This window comes from Streptomyces sp. NPDC058683 (assembly GCF_042716195.1).
Classification (GTDB): Bacteria; Actinomycetota; Actinomycetes; order Streptomycetales; family Streptomycetaceae; genus Streptomyces.
The window spans coordinates 72,702-92,452 of record NZ_JBHXSK010000032.1 but is presented as its reverse complement, the minus strand read 5'-3'; the positions used below and the strand labels follow the sequence as shown (position 1 = coordinate 92,452).

Genomic DNA, 19,751 nt, shown 5'->3' with positions numbered 1-19,751 from the left:
CCGCGACCGGCTGGATGTCGACGGGTGCGGCCCAGGCGGCCCCGTGTTTGGGGGCGGAGAATCCTGCCGAGCGGCTTGCCCCCGCTCCCCCCTCCGGCGGGCTGCTGCCGCCGAGCGCCGTGGACCTGTCGAATGGCCGGTTCTTCGCTTATCCCGACGGGGGTCGGCAGCCTCTACGCCTTTCCCGCGTGTTCATGCGGCCGGGCGGCCACTCGTCGGGCTGTCGCCAGGGCGCTGCGGATCGCCGCTCGTGACGAACGCGTCCCGTGGATGCTGCACGGAGGCGAGGGAGACGAGGTCTCGGCCGAAGACCGCAGCCGTGAGCCAGACCGTGAGGACGCGGATCTTGCGTTCCCAAGAGGGCACGGCCAGGACGTGATAGCCCCGGTGCATCAGCCAGGCCGGCAGCCCCTTGATGACGATCCTCTTGTACTGGAAGATGCCCCGTCCCAGCCCGAGCGTGGCCACCACCCCCAAACTGCTGTGGCGGTAGTTCTTGATTCGTCGCCCGCGCAGGTCGGCCACGATGTTCTTCGCGAGGCGTCTGCCCTGCCGTACGGCGTGCTGGGCGTTCGGCACCGTGTGAGCCCCGGGCACCGTCGAAGCCAGGTCGGGAACGGCCGCGTCGTCCCCGGCCGCCCAGGCATCCGAAACGAGTTCGCTGTCGGTGCCCACGCGCAGATCGGGACGGACCACGAGCAGACCTCGTTGGTCGATCGGGAGATCCGAATGGTTGTGCACGACCGGATTGGAGGCATTGCCGGCGGTCCATACGACCAACGCGGAATCGAACTCCTCCCCGTCGGAAAGCACTACATGGCCGTCGGCGAGGGAGCGGATCTGTGTGTCGAGGTGAACGTGCGCGCCACGGCGTTCCAAAGAGCGCACCACCCAGGCGCCCGGCTTGTCCCCCACCTCGGGCAGAATGCGGCCCCGGGCCTCGACCAGGTGGAAGGACAGCTCGTCACTGCTCAGCTCCGGATACGACTTCAGCATCGCCGTCGCGAGCGACAGCAGTTCCCCGAAGCCCTCGACTCCGGAGAATCCGCCGCCCACGAACGTCACGGTCAGCAGCCTTCGCCGCTCGGCGCCGGGAGGCAAGGACGCCGCCTGGTCGAACGCGGTCATCAGCCGGTCACGGATGGCCACCGCCTCTTCGACGTGCTTCAGACCGATCGCGTGCTGGGCCAGCCCCGGGATGGGGAAGGTGCGGGTCACGGCGCCGGCGGTGACGACGAGGGTGTCGTAACGCAGTTCGTAGTCGGCTCCCTTGGCAGGCCGTACCGTGATCGTCCGGTCTGCATGGCGGATGGCGGTCACGGTCCCCGCGATCAGCCGGGCATGGCGCAGGTGCCGCCGCAGCGACACGGCGGCGTGACGAGCCTCGACCGATCCGGCCGTCACCTCCGGCAGAAACGGTTGGTATGTCATGTAAGGGCGAGGGTCGACAACCGTGATCCTCGCCTCCGCTGTACTGAGCCTCTTCTCAAGGCCCCATGCAGCGTAGAAGCCTGCGTAGCCGCCACCGACAATCAGAATTTCACGCATCAGACCCTCTGTTTGTTGTTCGACACCTCTTAGACAAGGCAGGGCCAGACGGTGTGACACAGCTTCCGACAGTGGGATCCCGCACTCGGGGGACGGCACAGGCAATGGCCGTGCCGCGATCTTGTGTCCAGTGCCGAACCGGCCCACCGCTGCGGCGTCACCGCCTACGGGAAGATCGTCGAGATGTCCGTCAGGAACAGGAACAGGTGCGCGCCTGCCTCCAGCGCATGCTCGGCACCCTCGGCCCGCGGGCGCTCGGAACTGTCGGTCACCAGCCGCTCGACGGAATGTAACCGGCTGAAATCTGGCACGACATGCTGGATCGCGCGGGACCGTTCGGGGAAGACCGCGAGGCACTCGGTGCGCGAGCGGTGGCCGACTTCGGCCCGACACACCCCACCAGGGTGCAGAACGCGCAGGTAGGCCGGTCCGACACTCGGTCCCTGCGCATGGAATACGCCCCTGAGGCGATGAGCGGCTCAGACTTCTACAGGTTGCTGACATCGGTCGCCGCTCCCCGGCGCCGTCCGGCGCTTCGGCTTCCATAGCCCGGCGGCGAGTTGTTTGAGACACGTGACGCCTGGGTGCCAGACCTCGCGTCTCACATGTGAGGCATGGCCCAGCAGCGGTGCCCCATTCAAGCTCGCGCGCTCATAGACGTTTGACAGCACCATCGGACATCCACCATGCTTCCATTAATTCATTAGTACAAGCATGCTGGAACCGAGGAAGGCGACGTGATCGACTACCGGATCGACCGCGGCAGCGGCGTACCGGCCTATGTGCAGATCGTCGAGCAGACCGAACGAGCGCTCCGGATGGGCTTCCTCAAGGTCGGGGACAAGCTGCCCACGGCCAAGGAGGTGGTGGCGGCGACCGCCATCAACCCCAACACCGTGCTCCGCGCCTACCGCGACATGGAGCAGGCCGGCCTGGTCGAACTGCGCCGCGGTCTCGGAACCTTCGTGACGCGATCACTCGCCCGGCCCGGCGCGGAGGACGACTCGCCGCTGCGCCGGGAGGTCACCGACTGGGTGGCACGCGCCCGGGCCGAAGGCCTGGAACGGGCCGATGTCCTCGCCATGGTCACAGCCGTTCTGGACGCCTACGACAACGATCACGACAGCCACATCCCGGGCGACCGGGAACGGAAGAAGGAGGACGTATGACCGGGCCTGACGCGCCGGCCGCGCTGCGCGCCACGGGACTCGGATTCCGGTACCGGAGGCGGGGCGGCTGGGCCCTGCGGGACTGCGAGTTCACCGTACCCGGTGGTCGTATCGCCGCCCTCGTCGGACGCAACGGCGCCGGCAAGAGCACTCTGCTGCACCTGGCCGGCGGACTCCTGCGAGCCGGCTCCGGGCAACTGCGGGTGCTGGGCGCCGCGCCCGGCACGGCCGAGGCCCGCACCCGGGTCGCCCTGCTCACCCAGGACAAGCCGCTCTACCCCCGCTTCACCGTGGCGGACACCCTGCTGATGGGCGAGAAGCTGAACTCCTCGTGGGACCGGACGGCCGCCGAGCGGATCGTCCACGAGGGCGGCATCCCACTCCACGCCCGCGTCGGCGAACTGTCCCCCGGACGGCGCACCCGCGTCGCGCTCGCCCTGGCTCTGGGCAAGCGACCCCAACTCCTGCTGCTCGACGAGCCGTTGGCCGACCTCGACCCCTTGGCACGAGGCGAGATCATGGCGGAGCTCATGGCCGAGGCCGCCGAGCGCGGCACGAGCATCGTGCTGTCCTCGCACGTCCTGCCCGAACTGGAGCAGACCTGCGACTGGGTGCTGATGCTGCGCGACGGCCGCGCCGAGCTGAGCGAGGACGCCGAGGCACTGCGCGAGAGCCACGCCGTACTGACCGGACCCGCCGACCGGGCCGACGCCCTGGCAGGACAGCACACCGTCGTACAGCGCCGTACCGCCGGCAGACAGCTGACCGCCCTGATACGCCAACGCGGACCCCTGCGCGGTGACTGGCATGTGGCACGGCCCAGGCTGGAGGACATCCTGATCGGCTATCTCCAGGCCGGGCAGGAGCCGGAGCAGCCCGCCGCGGGCGAGCGGACGGAGGCGGCGGCGTGAAAGGCTCCCTCTGGCTCGCCTGGCGCCAGCAGCGCATGGCGGCCGCCATCGGCGCGGCCACCCTGGTCCTCACCGCGGCGATCGCCGCGTACTACCGCTCGGGCATGCTGGACGCCCTGCGCAGCGGGCTGTTCGACCACTGCGCCACCGGGCCGCTGTACTGCGCACGGTCCGGCAGCGGACTGCCGCTCCTGCTGGACGTCGAGCCGCTGAAGTACCTCGGGGCGCTGAACATCGCCCTGCCCGTCGTCATCGGCGTCTTCTGGGGCGCCCCGTTGCTGGGCCGCGACCGGGAACTGGGCACACACCGCCTGGTCCTCGCCCAGGGGCTGAGCCGCGGTCAGTGGTTCGCCTCCCGGTTCGCCCTGGCCGCGTCGACCACGACCGTCCTCTCCGGCCTGCTCGCGGGAGTGTTCGCATGGTGGTGGCGACCGGCCGCCGACCGCAGCTACGGCCTGTTCTGGTACGACAACACAGCCCTGAGCGGCTCGGGCCCCCGCGTCGTCGCGGCCGCCCTGTTCGGCCTGGCAGCCGGCACACTGCTGGGCCTGCTGGCCCGCCGGCTCCTGGCAGCGATGGGCCTGACCCTGCTGGTGACGGCGATGACGACACTCCTGCTGGAGTGGACGCACTGGACCCGGCTACTGGTCCCGCCGCGCACCTATGTCAGCGCCGGCATCATCCCCAAAGCGCCGATGGGCGAGAAGTGGTCGACCGGCAACTACGGCCTGATCACGGCCTCCGGCCGCCACGACTCCGTGTTCAACTGCCCCTACCCGTCAGGTGCCCAGCTCAAGGAGTGCATGACGGCACACGGGTACGTGGCCCGCTTCTACGAGGCCAACCCGGCCGGTGACTACTGGGCCTTCCAGTGGACCGACACCGCGGTCCTCGGCGGCCTGGCCGTCCTGCTCACGGTGGTCACCGCACTGATGCTGCGCCGCCGCTTCTGACGTCGTCGCCGTACCGCCTCCCCCACACTCTTCCCCCCTTTTTCTTTCTCTGTACGGAGGTCGCTTCGCCATGCCCGCCGACGCCAAGTCGCCGAAGAAACTGCGCCACAACCGCGCCGCCCTCACCCACAAGACCGGTTACGCCCTGCGCCACCCCGGCCGGGTCGTCCCCTACCTCCGCCGGGCCGGCCGGGACGCGTGGCTGCGTCTCAAGCACCCCGACCACGTCGGCTACTACCGGGCCGTGATGGCCTCGGACACCCAGCGCAACCCGGAAGCCGCGGTCGGCAGCCAGACCCACGACCGCTGGCTGGCGCTCGGGCAGATGCAGTTCGACTACCTCCTCGAGCACGGGCTGCGACCCGAACACCGCATGCTGGACATCGGCTGCGGCAACTTGCGCGGCGGCTGGCGCTTCATCGACCACCTCGACACCGGCAACTACTACGGCATCGACATCTCGCCCGACATCCTGATGGCCGGCAAGAAGACCCTCGTCGAACGCCGCCTCCAGGACAGACTTCCGCATCTGACCATCTCCGGCGACCTCACCCTGGACTTCCTGCCCGGCGACCACTTCGACGTCGTCCACGCGCACAGCGTCTTCTCCCACTCGCCGCTGGAGGTCATCGACGAGTGCCTCGCCCACGTCGGCCGCGTGCTGACCGAAACCGGGTTCTTCGACTTCACCTTCGACCGCACCGAGGGCACCGAACACCAGGTGCTGCGCGAGGACTTCTACTACCGCACCGAGACCCTCGTGGCCCTGGCACAGCGGCACGGCCTGCACGCACGGTTCATGGAGGACTGGGAGAAGCGCCCGCACGGCCAGTCCAAAATACGCGTCAGCCGCTCGCCCCTCCCCACCGTCCGCTGATCCGGCCCCGGTTCCGACGTGCCGTCCCCCGAACCTCACCACGACCGGTCGCGCCTGACCGCGATAGACGGGCTTCGTGCGGTGGCAGCCGTGATGGTGGCCGCGTACCACTTCCTCGGCACGCCCACCCCGCACTTCTGGGGCAGGGCCGAGCTCCGCGATTCCGTCCCGCTCCTGCACGAGATCAGCCGCTACGGCTGGCTCGGCGTCGAGTTCTTCTTCCTCATCAGCGGATTCGTCATCTGCATGAGCTGCTGGGGACGGACTCCCGCACAGTTCGCCGTCTCCCGCATCTCACGGCTCTTCCCGGCCTACTGGTGCGCGGTACTCCTGGTCGTCCTGCTCGTCCTGGTCTCGCGGCTGGGCCACCAGCCCGCGGCCACGCGCATCGACCCCCGTACCGTCCTGGGGAACCTGACGATGGCCCCGGGACCGCTGGGGCTCGATCCGGTCGACGGAGTCAGCTGGACCCTGTGGGTGGAGGCACGTTTCTACCTGCTGATGGCCGCGCTGCTCGTCTTCGGCCTGTCCTACCGGCGGGTGGTGGCCTTCTGCGGAGCCTGGCTCCTGGCCGGTGTCCTCGCCCTTGAACTCCGCTCACCACTGCTCGACGAAATCGCACTGACTCGGTACACCGGCCTCTTCGTCGCCGGGATCGTGCTCTACCTCATGCACAGGTTCGGACAGAGCCTGCTGCTCTGGCTGCTGCTCGGTCTCGCCTGGTGCTACCAGCTCACCGTGCTCGAACTGCGGGTGGCCGACCATGCCGCCGTACCCCCTGGCGAGGGCCGGCCCTCCTGGGCCGTCTGCGCGGTCGTACTCACCCTCTGCCTCGGGCTGCTGGTCCTCGCCGGAATCGGCCCGCTCGCCGGGCTGCGATGGCGCTGGGCGGTCACCGCCGGGGCACTCACCTACCCCTTCTACCTCGTTCACCAGAGCCTCGGAATCCCCCTGGCCAAAGGCTTGATCCAGGTATTTCCGAGGCTGGGGCCACTGCCCTCGATGGCGCTGTCCGTCATCTGCATGGTGGGGCTGTCCCTGCTGGTCCACACCCTGGTGGAGCGTCGGCTCGGACGCCGTCTGAGGCATCGCCTGACGCTCGACATGCGGCCGCGGGACCTCGCGGCGCAGCCCACCCTCACCCGCACTCAGTAACCCCGGAATCCCCGAACCCCACCGAAGAAAGGTCTCGCATGCTCTTCAACGCGCGCATAAGACGGTCACGCATACTCATCGCCGTCGCGACAGCGGCAGCCGTCGCCGTGGCCGTCGCCGTGACCGTGGCGCTGACGGTCACGACCTACGATCACACCTCGCCACGCGCCGCCCGGGCCAAGGCATCGGGATCGGTCACCGGAAACGTCGACTGCCGCAAGGCGAAGTGCGTGGCCCTCAGCTTCGACGGCGGCCCCAGCCCGACGACTCCCAAGCTGCTGGACATCCTCAAGCAGCAGGGTCTGCACGCCACGTTCTTCGTGCAGGGCAAGGGGCACATCTCGAAGTACCCCGACATTCTGCGCCGCATCGCGGACGAGGGGCAGGAGATCGGCAACCACACCTGGAATCACAAGAGGCTGACCGACCTCGACGAGAACGGCGTCCGGCAGGAGCTGGCCCAGACCCAGAACGCCATCGAGAGGATCACCGGCACCAAGCCCGTCCTGATGCGTCCGCCGGAGGGCCGCACCAGCCGCAAAGTGGCCAAGGTGTGCCGGGAACTGGGGCTGGCGCAGGTGCTGTGGAGCGTCACCGCCAAGGACTACGAGACGACCGACTCGGCCCTGATCACCAAGCGGGTGCTCGACCAGACCCACCGAGACGGCATCATCCTGCTGCACGACCTGCACAAGGGGACCGTGCCCGCCGTCCCGGGGATCCTCAAGGCACTCAAGCAGCGCGGCTACACCATCGTCACCGTGTCGCAGCTGCTCGCCCCCGCCAAGCCCCAGCCCGGGATGGTCTACCGGCCCTGAGCCACCTCCACGGCGAGCCCGTACGCAATGCTCAGTACCTGTGGATCGCTGCCGGCCGGCGGATGGAGACGTACCCTCCCGATGGATCGATCAAGAGGTCATCGAGCAAGGCCGACATCGCCGCTTCGGTCGAGAAGGCTCGCCGCTGCTTCCGGTTCGGCTTCTCCTCGGCGCGAGTCGGCCGCGATGCCCAGACCGCCCACCGGGCACAACGGCCGACGCCGTTCTCCTGCTTCAGCAGACCCAGCGTGGACAACAGGAGCAGCCCGTCCACCGACAACGGCCAAAGCGAAGCGCCCACCCGGTCCGCCCCGCTCTGCAGAGCGAACGACCACTGCTGGGCATATGCAACATAAGGTATGAAATCTGCGAAACCGGCACGCAAGAAGCCGCACCCACGGGTGGCCAGACGGGAAGGGCCTGGCGAGCAACGGATTGCTTACCGGGCGTTCGACGGCGTCGCCGTGCCGGTCGGTGTCGGGCTGATACTCGGCGAGCGTCCGGGGCTGCTCCAGTTCGCGGGGATCGCGGTCGCCGTCACCGGGGTCGTCCTGGCGGGCGGCCCGCAGCTGCGCGGCGCGCCGGTCCAGCGCCGGACGATCCTGCTCACCCTGGTCTCGGCGGGCGGCTTCGGCACGGCGTTCGCGCTGATCACGGAGGCGTCCACCACGGTCACCGGCCTCTTCCTGGCCCTCTTCGTCCAGCGGCTGACCAACGTCGCGACGGGCGGCGCGGCCCTGTGGCTGTCCGTGCGGCGGGGCGCGCCCGCGCTCCCGGACGGCGGCTTCGACTGGTCCACGATCCCCGCGCTGGGCTTCGTCGGTCTCGCCGACGTCGCCGCCAACGGCACGTACTCGGTCGCCGCCCAGCACGGCCCGGTCACCGTCGCCGCGGTGCTCGCCTCGCTCTACCCGGTGGTCACCGCGCTCGCCGCCCGCGGCTTCCTCAGCGAGCGCCTTCGGGCCGTCCAGGCGGCGGGGCGGGGCCGGCGCTGGTGGGGACACTGCTGCCGGCCACCGGCTGAGTCAGTTCTCGCTCTCCAGGGCGGCGAGCCGCGCCACGCCCTCCTCGTCCAGCTCCGCCAGGGCGCGCAGCTGTTCCGGGGTCATGCCCTCCGGTATCGGCACCGGCGCGGGTGTGCGCAGCGGCGGCTGCCAGCCGGTCTCGGCGGTCCAGCGGCGTACCACCCGGGCGGGCGCGCCGGCCACCACGGCGTGGTCGGGGACCGCGCCCCGGACCACCGCGCCGGCGGCCACCACCACGTTCCGGCCGATCCGCGCGCCCGGCAGGATCACCGCGCCGGTGCCGATCCAGCAGCCCGGGCCGATCTCCACGGGCTCCATGCGGGGCCACTGCCTGCCGATCGGCTCGTGCGGGTCGTCGTAGGAGTGGTTGGTGGAGGTGACGTAGACGTACGGGCCGAAGTAGCAGTCGCTGCCGATGGTGACGGTGGTGTCGGCGATGACATGGCTGCCGCGGCCCAGGACCACGCCGTCGCCGATGCGCAGGATCGGGTCCGGGCCGAGGTCGAGGTCGGGCATCAGGCCCGCGGTGAGGGTGACCTGTTCGCCGACGATGCAGTGGGAGCCGAGGTGGATCCACGGTTCGCCGAAGACCGTGCCCAGCGGGAAGGCGAGGCGGGTGGCCTCGCCGATCGCGCCGAACCGGAAGCGGCCGGGGTGGTCGGCGGAGACGGAGCCCGTGCGCTGCACCCAGGCCCAGCCCGCGTGCACCGCGCGCTGGGCGAGGCGGTGGCACCAGGATGAGAACGTGTTCTTGGGCTTCGGCACGGGGTCACGGTACGCGGAGGGGGCCGCCGGCAAGAGGGCGGGCTGCTGTGATCTTCGCCCCAGGGGGTGAGCTAGGTTGCCGTGGACGTCGATGACGATGGGAGAGCGTGATGACGCAGAGGGCGCTGATCGTGGGGATAGGCGGGCGCGAGCCGAAGATCGAGGACGACGTGTTCGTGGCGCCGACCGCCTCGGTGATCGGGGACGTGACGCTGAAGGCCGGGGCGAGCGTCTGGTACGGCGCGGTGGTGCGGGGGGACACCGAGAAGATCACCGTGGGGGCGCAGGCGAACGTGCAGGACAACGTGACGCTGCACGCCGATCCGGGGTTTCCGGTGAGTGTCGGTGAGCGGGTGTCCATCGGGCACAACGCGGTGGTGCACGGGGCGACGGTCGAGGACGACTGCCTCATCGGGATGGGGGCGACGGTGCTGAACGGGGCGGTGATCGGGGCGGGGTCGCTGGTCGCCGCGCAGGCGTTGGTGCCGCAGGGGATGGTGGTGCCGGCGGGGTCGCTGGTCGCCGGGGTGCCGGCGAAGGTCAAGCGGAGTCTCTCGGAGGAGGAGCTTCAGGGGGTGACCCTCAACGGGACCCTGTATGCGGAGTTGGCGAAGGCGCATCGCGGGGTGCACGAATAGGTGGTACGGCGGGTGCGGGTGCGTGGGGGCTTGTCGCGCCCACGCGGCGGAGCCGCACATGGATACAGCCCCGCGCCCCTGAGAACATTCACTCCCCGGCGCTTACCGGTTCTGCTTCCTTCACCGTGATCTGAGCCTTCTTGGCCTTCCGCCGCACGATCAGCATGGAGGCGAGGCCGAAGAGGACCGCCAGCGCCAGGCCCACGTACGAGAACCTCTTCAGCCAGTCCTCCGCGACGATGCCGACGTAGTAGACCACCGCCGTCGTGCCGCCCGCCCAGCAGATGCCGCCGAGCAGGTTCGCCGTCAGGAACTTCCAGTACGGCATGTGGAGGACGCCCGCCAGGGGGCCCGCGAAGATGCGCAGGAGGGCGATGAAGCGGCCGAAGAAGACCGCCCACATGCCCCACTTCTCGAAGGAGCGCTCGGCGGTGGCGACATGGCCCTCGCTGAAGTGTCTCGGGAACTTCCGGCCCAGCCAGGCCAGCAGCGGGCGGCCGCCCTTGCGGCCGATCGCGTAGCCGATGGAGTCGCCGATCACCGCGCCCGCCGTGGCACAGGCGCCGAGCACGAACGGGTTGACGCCCGAGTGCTGGGAGGAGAGCAGCGCGGCGGACACCAGCACGATCTCGCCGGGCAGCGGGATGCCCAGGCTCTCCAGCCCGATGACCAGCGCCACCACTGCGTAGACGGCGACCGCCGGTACCGAGTCGAGCCATTCCTGGACGTGCACCGCCGGATCCTCCCCTGTCGCGTGCTGCGTACCCCAGGAAGGCTACCCGGTCGGCCGGGTACGGCCGTGCCCGCGGCACCGACCCGCCCCCCGGCCTTCGGTTTTCCGACATCCGGGTGTCACACGGGACGGGAAGGCTCCCCAGCGGTCCCGCACGCCTGCGGTCCCGCTCGCCTGCGGCTCCCCACCGCGGCCCGCCGTGGAAGGACAACGTCCCCGTGTCCTCACCGTCCTCACTGTCCTCGCCCTGCCCCGACGCGCCCGTGCGCGCCCTGTCGACGCCCTCGATGGCGGGCCGACCGCTCCGGCTCGCCCTGTGCCTGTCCCCGCTACTCATCGCGGCGGTCTGGGGGCTGACCAATCAGTCCCTGCTGTACGAGGGGATCGGCCGGCTCGCCCGCGCCGATCCCGCCTGGCTGCTGGCCGCGGGCGGTCTCACCTGCCTGACCTGGGTGGTGGCCGCCTGTATGCGGCAGGGTGCCGTGCCCGACCCGCTGCCGCCGGGGCTGCTGCTGGCCTCGCAGTTCGCCGCCGGCGCCGCCAACCACGCGCTGCCCGCCGGACTGGGCGCACACGCCGTCACCGTGCGCTTCCTGCGCACCCGGGGCGTTCCCCTGGAGCGGGCCACCTCCTCGATCGCGCTGTACTCGGTGGCCAAGTCGGGGGCGAAGACGGTCGTGCTGATCGTGTTCCTGCTGTCCTCGTCCGCCTGGCGACGGCTGGGCGAGCTGGTCCCGGACGGCGTGGTGCTGATCCCCGTCGCCGCCGTGCTCACCCTGGTGGGCGTGGCGACGGCGGTCGTACGACCGCTGCGGCGGCCGATCACCGGGATGGTGCGCTCCGCGCTCACCGATGCCCGGACGGTGCACGCCCGGCCCTCCCGGGTGCTGGCCCTGTGGGGCGGGGCGACGGCGATGCCGCTGGTGCAGGCGAGCGTGCTGGCCTGCACCGGGGAGGCGCTCGGGCTCGGGCTGTCGTGGGGCACCGTGATCTTCGCGTACCTGGCGGCGGGCACCGCGGGGGGTGCCGTACCGGTACCCGGCGGGGTCGCGGTGGACGCGGCGCTGGTGATCACGCTGGCCGCGTTCGGCTCCCCGGTCGCGGTGGCCACCGCGACCGTGATCGGTTACCGCGTCCTGACCGACTGGGTGCCGCTGCTGCCGGGCGCACTGGTGCTGTCGGCGATGATCCGCGCCAAGGTGCTCTGAGGGCTCAGTCGCGGCGGGCCACGATCCGGTAGGCGTTGGAGACGCGCAGCCGGTGCGAGAGCGGCCGTACGGCGAAGCGGTCCGCGAGGGTGCCGGCGATCAGGGCCGGGATCCCGGCGAGGAGCAGGGCGGCGCGTGCCGTCTTCTGCAGGGCGCCCGGCGGGCGGGGCAGCCAGGGGGCGTCCTCGCGCGGCGCGGTGTGGTCCAGGGCGAGCCAGACGGCGGCCAGCAGGTCGACGGGGTCGTGCGCCTCGGCGTGCTGCTCCGAGACCACCGTGAAGCCCAGCTCGGTGAGGCGGGCGCGGAGGTTGGCGACGGGGACGAAGTGCAGGTGCTGCGGCTGGAGCCAGGGCAGCCACCAGCGGCCGAGGAGACGGGCGTAGCGGCTCTCCGGGTCGGGGACCTCGATGAGCAGGTGGCCGCCGGGGCGTACCGTCTGGTGGGCGGCGCGGAGTTCGCTGTCGGGGTCGGTGCTGTGCTCCAGGTAGTGGAACATGCTGACCACGTCGTAGCCGGCGGCGAGGTCGGGGGCCAGCTCCGGGAAGGCGCCCCGGTAGGCACGCTCCACGCGGCCCTCGCGGGCGGCCAGTTCGACGCCGTCGGTGAAGTCGAGGCCGTCGAAGGCGGTGCCGGGCAGCACCTCGCGGGCGGCCTCGCAGAAGTGGCCGTGGCCGGTGCCGACGTCGAGCCAGTTCTTGGGGGTGGCGTCGTGCGGGAGCATGGACTCGGCGCGGCCCTGGTACATCTTGGTGCGGCCGCCGAAGGTGCCGCTCATCTTCTGTTCGCCGAGGCCGTCGTAGAAGTCGCGGTAGTAGAACTCCAGGCCCGTCTCGTTCAGGCGCGGGTTCTGGAAGGTGTGCCCGCACTCCTGGCAGCGGTCCAGGAGGAAGCGGCCGGGCTTGTGCTGGAGCAGGTCGGTGGTGCGCAGCCGGGTGGTCAGCCGGTCGGAGCCGCACCAGGGGCAGGTGGTGCGGCGGGGTTCGAAGAAGCGGTCGACGCCGTCGGCCAGGTCCCGCTGGTAGGCGGAGCGCAGCGCCTCGATGTCACTCTGCTTGCTCATCGGGTCTCCTGAATCGCGAGTCGACTGCCAGGTCTTCCAGGTGGGTTGCGGCGACCGGTGCACCGCCCGCCGCGCGGAACGCGGTGCGGATCCGGGCCGCCGCGGTGCGCGGGCCGGGCTCGTACAGGACGGTGTCGAGGGCCTCGCCCAGCCGCTGGGCGGTGACCCGGCCGAATCTGACCCGGACGCCCGCGCCGGCGTCGACGACCTGCCCGGCGATCACCGGCTGGTCGTCCCGGATGGGGGCGACGACCAGCGGGACGCCGTGCCACAGGGCCTCGCACACGGTGTTGTGCCCGGCGTGGCAGACGACCGCGTCGACCCGTTCCAGGAGCGGCAGCTGGGGCAGCGAGGGCAGGATCAGGATGTCCTTGTCGTCGGTCGCGGGAGGCAGGGTGCCTCCGGGGTCGGCCACCAGCGCCTGCACCCGGTGCGCGCGTTCGCGCAGGGCGGCCACGCACTCGGCCAGGAACCGTGCGCCGACGTCCGCGTTGGCGGTGCCGAGCGAGACGAGGACCCGCTCCCGGCTCGGGTCCAGCCACTCCCAGGGGAAGCCGTCGGCCACCGGCCGCTCCGAGATCGAGGGACCGACGTGACGGACCGTCATCTGGTCGGTGGGTCCGGCCAGTTCGGGGGTGGTGAAGGCGAGCGTCAGATACGGCGAGAAGCGCGGGTCGGCCGTGCCGGCCGGGTCGCCGATGCGGTCCCGGAGTTCCGCGAGCCGGGCCCGGAGCCACTCGGCGACCTTGGGGATGCCGTCGTAGGCGCCGCCGAACTCGGCGGAGGTGGTCGCGGAGGTCGCCCAGGGCAGGCCGAGCCGCTCGGCCACCAGGGCGCCGGCGAAGGCCTGCTGGTCGGCGACCACGGCATCGGGGCGGAAGTCGTCGACGGCCGCCCGGACGCCGGGCGCCATGGCCTCCGCCAGCGGGACCAGGAACCACTCCCACAGGAACTTCAGCGCCTCCGCGCCGCGCAGGTCCGCGGGCCGTTCGCCCTCGACCGTCCCCGCGCACGGGTACACCCGCGCCCGGGGTCCCGCCAGCCTGCGCAGCAGATCGGGGTCCGGGCAGACCCAGGCCACCCGGTGCCCGCGCGCGGTGAGTTCGGCGGCCACGCCGACGGCCGGGTTGATGTGCCCGACCAGGGGCGGGACGACGAAGAGGAAGCCGCTCACCGGACGCCGGCCGCCCGCGCCCCGCTGACCGAGTGGATCAGCTCCATGATGTGCCCGCCGACCGTGCCGGCCGCCTCGACCAGCACGGAGTGCTCGTGTCCTGGCAGCACCACCGACCGGAAGTCCGCCAGCAGTGCCTCCTTCAGCGGGACCACCTCCACCAGGTCCGAGTCACCGCCGTACACCCCGAGGACCGGGCAGCGTACGGCGCTGATCTGGTCCTCGGTCAGGACCCGGCTGGCCGGGATGTCCCGGCCGAGGGAGGTCTCGCGGGCGAGCCGGGCCGCGCCCTTGGCCAGGCGGGCGGTGTTGTGGCCGCGGTTCGAGGTGATCCAGGCGATCGCGTCCGACTCGTTGTGGGCGAGTTCGGTGACGACCCGGGTCAGGATTCCGCCGAGCTTGTCCGCCCAGGCGGCGGTGGCGGGCTCGGACTCGATCAGGGTGAGGCTGGCGGCGCGTTCGGGGTGGCGGGCCGCGTAGCCGAAGGCGATGGTGCCGCCGTAGGAGTTGCCGACGAGGTGGACCGGGCCGGTGATCGACAGCTGGTCGAGCAGGGCCTCCAGGTCGTCGATGTTGTGGTCGAGGGTGTAGCCGCCGGACGGACGGCCGCTGCGGCCGTGGCCGCGCAGGTCGTACATGACCACGTCCAGGCCGGAGACGGCGAAGGCGGGCGCCACGGTGAAGTAGTAGCTGGCGAGGCTGTCGGTGAGCAGCCCGTGGACCAGGACCACGGTGGCGACCGGGGTACGGCCCTGCCCCGGGCCCATTCTCTGCACGTGCAGCCGGATGTCTCCGGTGTCGACGATCGCCATGACTCAGCCCGCCTCCGTGGCCTTCAGGCTCCACACGACGTACTCCACCAGCCGGCCGACGGTCAGCCCGATGATCTCGTCGAACTCCATCCCGGCCAGGAACTCGGCGAAGTTGACCCGCTTCCCGTACCGCTCCTCCAGAAGTCCGGCGAGGGTGACCAGGTCGATGCTCTCCAGCTCCAGGTCGCGGTTGAAGGTGGTGCTCATGCCGATCTCGGCGTCGTCGTCGCCGTACTCCTCCAGGAGGGTGCGGAGCATCCGGGTGAGGTCGGCGAGCACCGCCTCCTCCTCGGCGCGGACTTCGGGCTGGGTCGGATTCATCGCGGGTCCTCCTCTGGGTCTGCGGCTGCCGGTCCGGTGGTCCAGGCCACGACGTAGTCGCGGTCCGGCAGTGCGGGGGGATTGCGGACCGGCGCGCAGTGCACCGGGTAGGCGCGTTCCAGGCGGCCGGAGACCAGCAGCCGGCTGCCGTCCGGGGCCGCCTCCAGGACGGCGAAGTCCCTCGGGCGGCCGTCGAATCCGGTGCCCTCCGCCTTGGCGACGGCCTCCTTGGCGGCCCAGAACCGGGTGAACCACAGCGCTGTGGAGCCGGTTCCGGAAAGTCCGTGCAGCAGGTGCAGTTCGTCCGCGCCGAGGGCGGCCGCCAGGGCGGCCGGGTCGCGTTCGGTGACCTCTTCGATGTCGATGCCCGGACCGGGTCCGGGCCGGTGCGGTCGTACGATCGCCACGGCCGCCTCGGCCCGGTGGGCGAGCGAGACGTCCAGCGCGGGCAGCGCGCGGCCGTGCACGCCGGTCACGTAGGGGCGGCCCAACTCGTCGTTGTGGACCCGGATCTCGGCCGGGAAGACGGGGCCCTCGCCGTGCTGCCAGAGCCACTGCCGGACCGCGTCCTTGGCGGCGATCCGGCCGAGCAGCCACTGTCTGCGGCCGCGCGGCGCGTGCTCGGCGTACTGCGAACGCTCCACTCCGCCCAGGGAGTTGCGCATGATCAGATCACGGGAGGCGAGGTCCGGCCAGCGTTCGTGGACCAGTGCGTAGCCGCCCGGTTGCGCCTCGGAGAGGGTGTTGCGGTCGGGGAAGCGCTCGACGGGGCGGGTCTGCGGGTCGTTGTCGAAGCGCCGGTCCTGCCAGCCCTCGATCCGGGCCCACACCCGGTCCTCGACGGTCAGCTCCACGTCCGCCTCCAGGACGGTGTCGGTGAGCGAGGTGATCCGCACCAGGCAGCCGACCTCGGTGCCGGGCGCGGGGTGCGGGCCGTGGAAGCGGGTCTCCCGCATCCCCACCGGGAAGACGACGGTCCGTTCGGTGCGGGTGGCCATGATCCAGTAGCCGAGGATCTGGCCGACGTTGTCGAGGAGGGCGCCGGGGGCGGCGGGCGTGGTGATCACGCCGCGGACGTGCCGGTCGCCGATCGCGGTGAGTTCGGTGACGCCCTGGAACGCCGGGCCGTGGAACATCCAGCGCTCGGAGTAGAGCTGGGCGGCGGTGTGGTCGGGGGTGCGTTCGGGGGCCGGCGGTGGGGTGGGGGCGGCGGCCGGGGGTGCGTGGCCGGGGGCGAGTTCGACGACCGCGCGGGCGGTGGGTCCGAAGGCGACCGAGACACGGCCGGGGCCCTCGGGGGTGACGGTGACCGGGACGTCGACGGGAGGCGTGGCGGTGAGCCAGCGGTCGAAACGGGCGCCGTGCACGGCCACCGCCCGCAGTCCGGTGGCCTCCTCGGCCGCGTCCATCAGGTGCCGGACGATGGTGGTGGCCGGGACGACCGGCCAACGGTCCTCGATGTCCGGCCAGCCGGGGCGTTGCGGGTAGAAGCAGTGGTCGAGCAGGTGGGGCATGGTGTCCGGGGAGACCCGGACGATGGTGGTGCGGGCCTCGGGGGCCGGTGGGGCAGGCGGGGCCGACGGAACCGGTGGAAGGGGCGGGGCCGGCGGAAGGGGTGAGGCCACGGGAGCCGGCGGGGCCGCGGGAGCCGACGGGGGCGTGGGAGCCGACGGGGCCGTTGTCCGGCGTGCGGTGAGGACGGCGACCGCCGTGTCCGCGGTGTCGCGCAGCAGCGCGCTGAGTTCGGCGGCGACCGGGACGCGGACGGCCAGGTCGTCGAGCGGGGACGGGCCGGTGGGGGCCTGCGTCCGCCCCAGCTCCGCGCGGAGCCGGTGCAGGACCGGGCCGTCCAGGGACACCAGGGCGCCGTCCAGGTCGAGACGGACGGGCGGGCGGTGCCGTACCGGCGTACGCGCGCCGCCCGTTCCGGGGACGACCGCCACGACGGCCGGTGCCACGGACGCGCCCGCCGTCCACAGCGCCGTCGCCACGCGCCGGAGCTGGGCGAGGCCCGAGCGGTGCGGGGAGTTGGCGGCGACGGCCAGGTGGTCGCGGTCGCCGAGGGTGTCGGCGATGAGGGAGGCCAGCTGGCCCGGGCCGGTCTGGACGAAGGTGCGGTGCCCGGCGGCGTACAGGGCCTCGACCAGCTGCCGGAACCGGACCGGCTCCAGCAGGTGCCGGACGAACAGCTCGCGTACCTCCGCCTCGGCCTGCGGGAAGGGGGCCGCGGTGGTGCCGGACCAGACCGGGACGGTCGGCCCGTGCAGCCGGAAGCGCTCGGCGGCCGCCTTGATGGGGGTCAGGTACGGCTCCAGCATCGGCGTGTGGAAACCGGACCGGAACGGCAGCACCTGGCACAGCACACCGTCGGCGCGGAAGGCGCGGACGAAGTCGGCCACGGCCCGGTCCGGACCGCAGACCATCGACTGGCCGGGCGCATTGTCGTGGGAGAGGACGATCCCGGCGTCCGCCCAGTCGTCGTCCAGGGCGGCCAGGACCCGTTCGGCGGGTGCGCCGACGGCGGCGAAGGCGAGGCCCGGGACGGTGACCGCGTCGGGGTCGAACTCGGCCATGAACGCGTCCACCTGGTCGCCGGAGTAGAGACCGGCGGCCACCATCGCCGTCCACTCGCCGACGCTGTGCCCGGCGACGGCGTCCGGGACCACGCCCATCCGGCGCAGCGCGGTGTCCAGGAGCCGCCCCACGCCGACGACACCGAACCCATGACGGCCTACGTCACCGACCTTGACGTCCTGAGCGGCGGGGCCGATGACGGTGGGGAGGCCGAAATGCGCGGCGATGTCGTCGACGCGGGGAGTGAACTCGCCTTCCAGACCGGGGAAGACGAAGGCCAGCTTGCCGGTGTCGAGGAGCGGGGCGGGCCGGAACCACACGTCGTTGCGGCCCTGCCAGGCCCGGCCCTTGCCGACCGCGCGGCGGGCCAGGGCGAGCCGTTTGGCGGTGGGGTCGACGATGCCCAGGCGGGCCGGACCGGCCTCCGGGTGGGTGCGGTCGGGGGCGAGACCGGCGACGAGGACGGCGGAGTCGTCGGCGGCGAGGGCGGCGGCGAGCTGTTCGGGGGTGCGGGCGGCGAGGAGGAGGATGCGCTCGGGCTCGGTGACGGACGTGACGTGCGTGACGTGTGCGACGGTGGCGGCACGCTCGCCGGGTGCCTCCTCCAGCACCACGTGTGCGTTGATCCCGCCGAACCCGAAGGCGTTCACCCCGGCCCGGCGCACCGGCTGGTCGGGGCTGGTCTCCCAGGGCTCGGCCCGGTCCAGGGTGCGGAAGCGGGTGTCCGCGAGGGCCGGGTGCGGGTCGTCGCAGTGCAGGGTGGGCAGCAGGGTGGTGTGGTGCAGGGCGAGGGCGGCCTTGACCAGGCCGGCGATTCCGGCGGCCGGCATGGTGTGGCCGATCATCGACTTCACGGAGCCCAGCACGGCCCGCTCGTCGCCACCGCTCGGCCCGAACACCTCGGCGAGGGTGGTGAGTTCGGCCCCGTCGCCGGCCGGGGTCGCGGTGCCGTGCGCCTCCAGGAGCCCGACGGAGCGCGGGGCGGCGGGGTCGAGACCGGCGGCCCGCCAGGCCTGGCGTACGGCGTGGGCCTGGCCGCCGGGGTCGGGGTTGACGAGTCCGGCGGTACGGCCGTCGCTGGCCACGCCGGTGCCGCGGATGACGGCGTAGACGCGGTCGCCGTCGCGTTCGGCGTCGGCGAGCCGCTTGAGGACGACGACGCCGGTGCCCTCGCCGATGAGGATGCCGTCGGCGTCGCGGTGGAAGGGGCGGATGCGCTGGCTCGGGGAGAGCGCGCGCAGCTGGGAGAAGACGCTCCACAGGGTGATGTCGTGGCAGTGGTGCACTCCCCCGGCGAGCATCAGGTCGCAGCGCCCGGCGGTGAGTTCGGTGACCGCCTGGTCGACGGCGACCAGCGAGGAGGCGCAGGCCGCGTCCACGGTGTAGGCGGGGCCGCGCAGGTCGAGGCGGTTGGCGATCCGGGATGCGGCGAGGTTGGGCACCAGGCCGATCGCCGACTCGGGGCTGGCGGGCCCGAGCCGCTCGGTGAACGCCTCCCGCACCCGGGCCAGTTGGCCGGGGGTGAGATCGGGCACCAACTCGCCGAGGGTGCGCACGAGTTGCCCCGCCGTCCGGACCCGCTGGTCGAGCCGGACCAGACCGGGCGTGAGATAGCCGCCCCGGCCCAGGACCACGCCGATCCGGTGCCGGTCGGGCAGCCGGTCCTCGCCGCCGGCGTCGGCGATCGCGGCGGCGGCCACGTCGAGGGCGATCAGCTGGTCGGGCTCGGTGCCGTCGACGGAGTTCGGCATGATGCCGTACCGGGTGACCTCCACCTCGGCGAGGCCGTCCACGAAGCCGCCGCGCCGGCAGTACACCTGGTCGGGGACGGCGGGCCCGGCCGCCGAGCCGGGCCGGTAGTAGTCCGCGTCCCAGCGACCTTCGGGCACCTCGCCGATCGCGTCCACGCCGTCGCGCAGGTTTCTCCAGTACGCGTCGAGGCCTGCGGCGCCGGGCAGCAGCACCGCCATGCCCACGATCGCGACCGGTGTCTGGCGGTCGTCGGTCATG

18 protein-coding genes and 1 pseudogene are annotated in these 19,751 nt (G+C 72.0%); 9 read left to right on the top strand and 10 right to left on the bottom strand.

All coding sequences use genetic code 11. From position 1 onward, the window contains the following. Positions 1-192: 192 nt before the first annotated feature. Both ACFWXC_RS31595 and ACFWXC_RS31590 read right to left on the bottom strand, forming a co-directional pair. Positions 193-1,548, bottom strand: a complete 1,356-nt coding sequence (locus tag ACFWXC_RS31595) for an NAD(P)/FAD-dependent oxidoreductase (protein ID WP_384483876.1) — start codon at positions 1,546-1,548, stop codon at positions 193-195. Between the two features lie 164 nt (positions 1,549-1,712). Continuing rightward, positions 1,713-1,943 carry a hypothetical protein gene (locus ACFWXC_RS31590; protein WP_384483797.1) on the bottom strand — a complete coding sequence of 77 codons (231 nt, stop codon included), beginning with the start codon at positions 1,941-1,943 and terminating at the stop codon, positions 1,713-1,715. 342 nt (positions 1,944-2,285) lie between these two features. Here ACFWXC_RS31590 and ACFWXC_RS31585 point away from each other — a divergent pair, with 342 nt between their 5' ends. From ACFWXC_RS31585 to ACFWXC_RS31560, 6 genes are all read left to right on the top strand, one after another. Then, positions 2,286-2,717: a GntR family transcriptional regulator gene (locus ACFWXC_RS31585; protein WP_384483795.1), complete on the top strand. Its 432-nt coding sequence runs from the start codon at positions 2,286-2,288 to the stop codon at positions 2,715-2,717. Next, positions 2,714-3,628 carry an ABC transporter ATP-binding protein gene (locus tag ACFWXC_RS31580; RefSeq protein ID WP_384483793.1) on the top strand — a complete coding sequence of 305 codons (915 nt, stop codon included), beginning with the start codon at positions 2,714-2,716 and terminating at the stop codon, positions 3,626-3,628. Before ACFWXC_RS31585 ends, ACFWXC_RS31580 begins: the two co-directional genes overlap by 4 nt. After that, complete coding sequence (locus ACFWXC_RS31575; protein ID WP_384483791.1) at positions 3,625-4,581, top strand: transporter; 957 nt, start codon at positions 3,625-3,627, stop codon at positions 4,579-4,581. The genes ACFWXC_RS31580 and ACFWXC_RS31575 overlap by 4 nt, the downstream gene beginning before the upstream one ends. 70 nt (positions 4,582-4,651) lie before the next feature. After that, positions 4,652-5,458: a class I SAM-dependent methyltransferase gene (locus tag ACFWXC_RS31570; protein ID WP_384483789.1), complete on the top strand. Its 807-nt coding sequence runs from the start codon at positions 4,652-4,654 to the stop codon at positions 5,456-5,458. Between the two features lie 81 nt (positions 5,459-5,539). Continuing rightward, positions 5,540-6,613, top strand: coding sequence for an acyltransferase family protein (locus ACFWXC_RS31565; protein ID WP_384483787.1), 1,074 nt, complete (start codon positions 5,540-5,542; stop codon positions 6,611-6,613). 38 nt (positions 6,614-6,651) lie between these two features. Continuing rightward, complete coding sequence (locus tag ACFWXC_RS31560; RefSeq protein WP_384483785.1) at positions 6,652-7,431, top strand: polysaccharide deacetylase family protein; 780 nt, start codon at positions 6,652-6,654, stop codon at positions 7,429-7,431. 31 nt (positions 7,432-7,462) lie between these two features. On the opposite strand, the gene ACFWXC_RS31555 is transcribed toward ACFWXC_RS31560, so the two are convergent. Beyond that, the gene (locus ACFWXC_RS31555) at positions 7,463-7,705 is read right to left on the bottom strand and encodes a hypothetical protein (RefSeq protein ID WP_384483783.1); all 243 of its coding nucleotides are present in this window, start codon (positions 7,703-7,705) and stop codon (positions 7,463-7,465) included. A 184-nt stretch (positions 7,706-7,889) separates the two neighbouring features. Here ACFWXC_RS31555 and ACFWXC_RS31550 point away from each other — a divergent pair. Continuing rightward, positions 7,890-8,455: pseudogene (locus tag ACFWXC_RS31550) on the top strand (EamA family transporter); the annotation flags it as partial. A gap of 1 nt (position 8,456) precedes the next feature. On the opposite strand, the gene ACFWXC_RS31545 reads toward ACFWXC_RS31550, so the two are convergent. Further along, positions 8,457-9,221 (bottom strand): acyltransferase, encoded by a 765-nt coding sequence (locus tag ACFWXC_RS31545; RefSeq protein ID WP_384483781.1) that lies wholly within the window; start codon positions 9,219-9,221, stop codon positions 8,457-8,459. 110 nt (positions 9,222-9,331) lie between these two features. Between ACFWXC_RS31545 and ACFWXC_RS31540 the strand changes: the two genes are divergently transcribed. After that, positions 9,332-9,859: a gamma carbonic anhydrase family protein gene (locus ACFWXC_RS31540; protein ID WP_384483779.1), complete on the top strand. Its 528-nt coding sequence runs from the start codon at positions 9,332-9,334 to the stop codon at positions 9,857-9,859. An 88-nt stretch (positions 9,860-9,947) separates the two neighbouring features. On the opposite strand, the gene ACFWXC_RS31535 is transcribed toward ACFWXC_RS31540, so the two are convergent. Next, the gene (locus tag ACFWXC_RS31535; protein ID WP_384483777.1) at positions 9,948-10,592 is read right to left on the bottom strand and encodes a DedA family protein; all 645 of its coding nucleotides are present in this window, start codon (positions 10,590-10,592) and stop codon (positions 9,948-9,950) included. A gap of 218 nt (positions 10,593-10,810) precedes the next feature. Here ACFWXC_RS31535 and ACFWXC_RS31530 point away from each other — a divergent pair, with 218 nt between their 5' ends. Beyond that, positions 10,811-11,800 (top strand): YbhN family protein, encoded by a 990-nt coding sequence (locus ACFWXC_RS31530; protein WP_384483775.1) that lies wholly within the window; start codon positions 10,811-10,813, stop codon positions 11,798-11,800. A gap of 4 nt (positions 11,801-11,804) precedes the next feature. Here ACFWXC_RS31530 and ACFWXC_RS31525 read toward each other — a convergent pair whose 3' ends face one another. The 5 genes from ACFWXC_RS31525 to ACFWXC_RS31505 are packed head-to-tail and all read right to left on the bottom strand — an operon-like array spanning position 11,805 to position 19,750. After that, positions 11,805-12,860: a class I SAM-dependent methyltransferase gene (locus ACFWXC_RS31525; protein ID WP_384483773.1), complete on the bottom strand. Its 1,056-nt coding sequence runs from the start codon at positions 12,858-12,860 to the stop codon at positions 11,805-11,807. Continuing rightward, entirely contained in the window at positions 12,844-14,034 is a 1,191-nt protein-coding gene (locus ACFWXC_RS31520) for a glycosyltransferase (RefSeq protein WP_384483771.1), read from the bottom strand. Before ACFWXC_RS31520 ends, ACFWXC_RS31525 begins: the two co-directional genes overlap by 17 nt. Next, positions 14,031-14,846: an alpha/beta fold hydrolase gene (locus tag ACFWXC_RS31515; protein ID WP_384483769.1), complete on the bottom strand. Its 816-nt coding sequence runs from the start codon at positions 14,844-14,846 to the stop codon at positions 14,031-14,033. The genes ACFWXC_RS31520 and ACFWXC_RS31515 overlap by 4 nt, the downstream gene beginning before the upstream one ends. A 3-nt stretch (positions 14,847-14,849) precedes the next feature. After that, the gene (locus tag ACFWXC_RS31510; RefSeq protein WP_384483768.1) at positions 14,850-15,167 is read right to left on the bottom strand and encodes an acyl carrier protein; all 318 of its coding nucleotides are present in this window, start codon (positions 15,165-15,167) and stop codon (positions 14,850-14,852) included. After that, positions 15,164-19,750 carry a beta-ketoacyl synthase N-terminal-like domain-containing protein gene (locus ACFWXC_RS31505; RefSeq protein WP_384483767.1) on the bottom strand — a complete coding sequence of 1,529 codons (4,587 nt, stop codon included), beginning with the start codon at positions 19,748-19,750 and terminating at the stop codon, positions 15,164-15,166. The genes ACFWXC_RS31510 and ACFWXC_RS31505 overlap by 4 nt, the downstream gene beginning before the upstream one ends. Position 19,751: the final 1 nt, after the last annotated feature.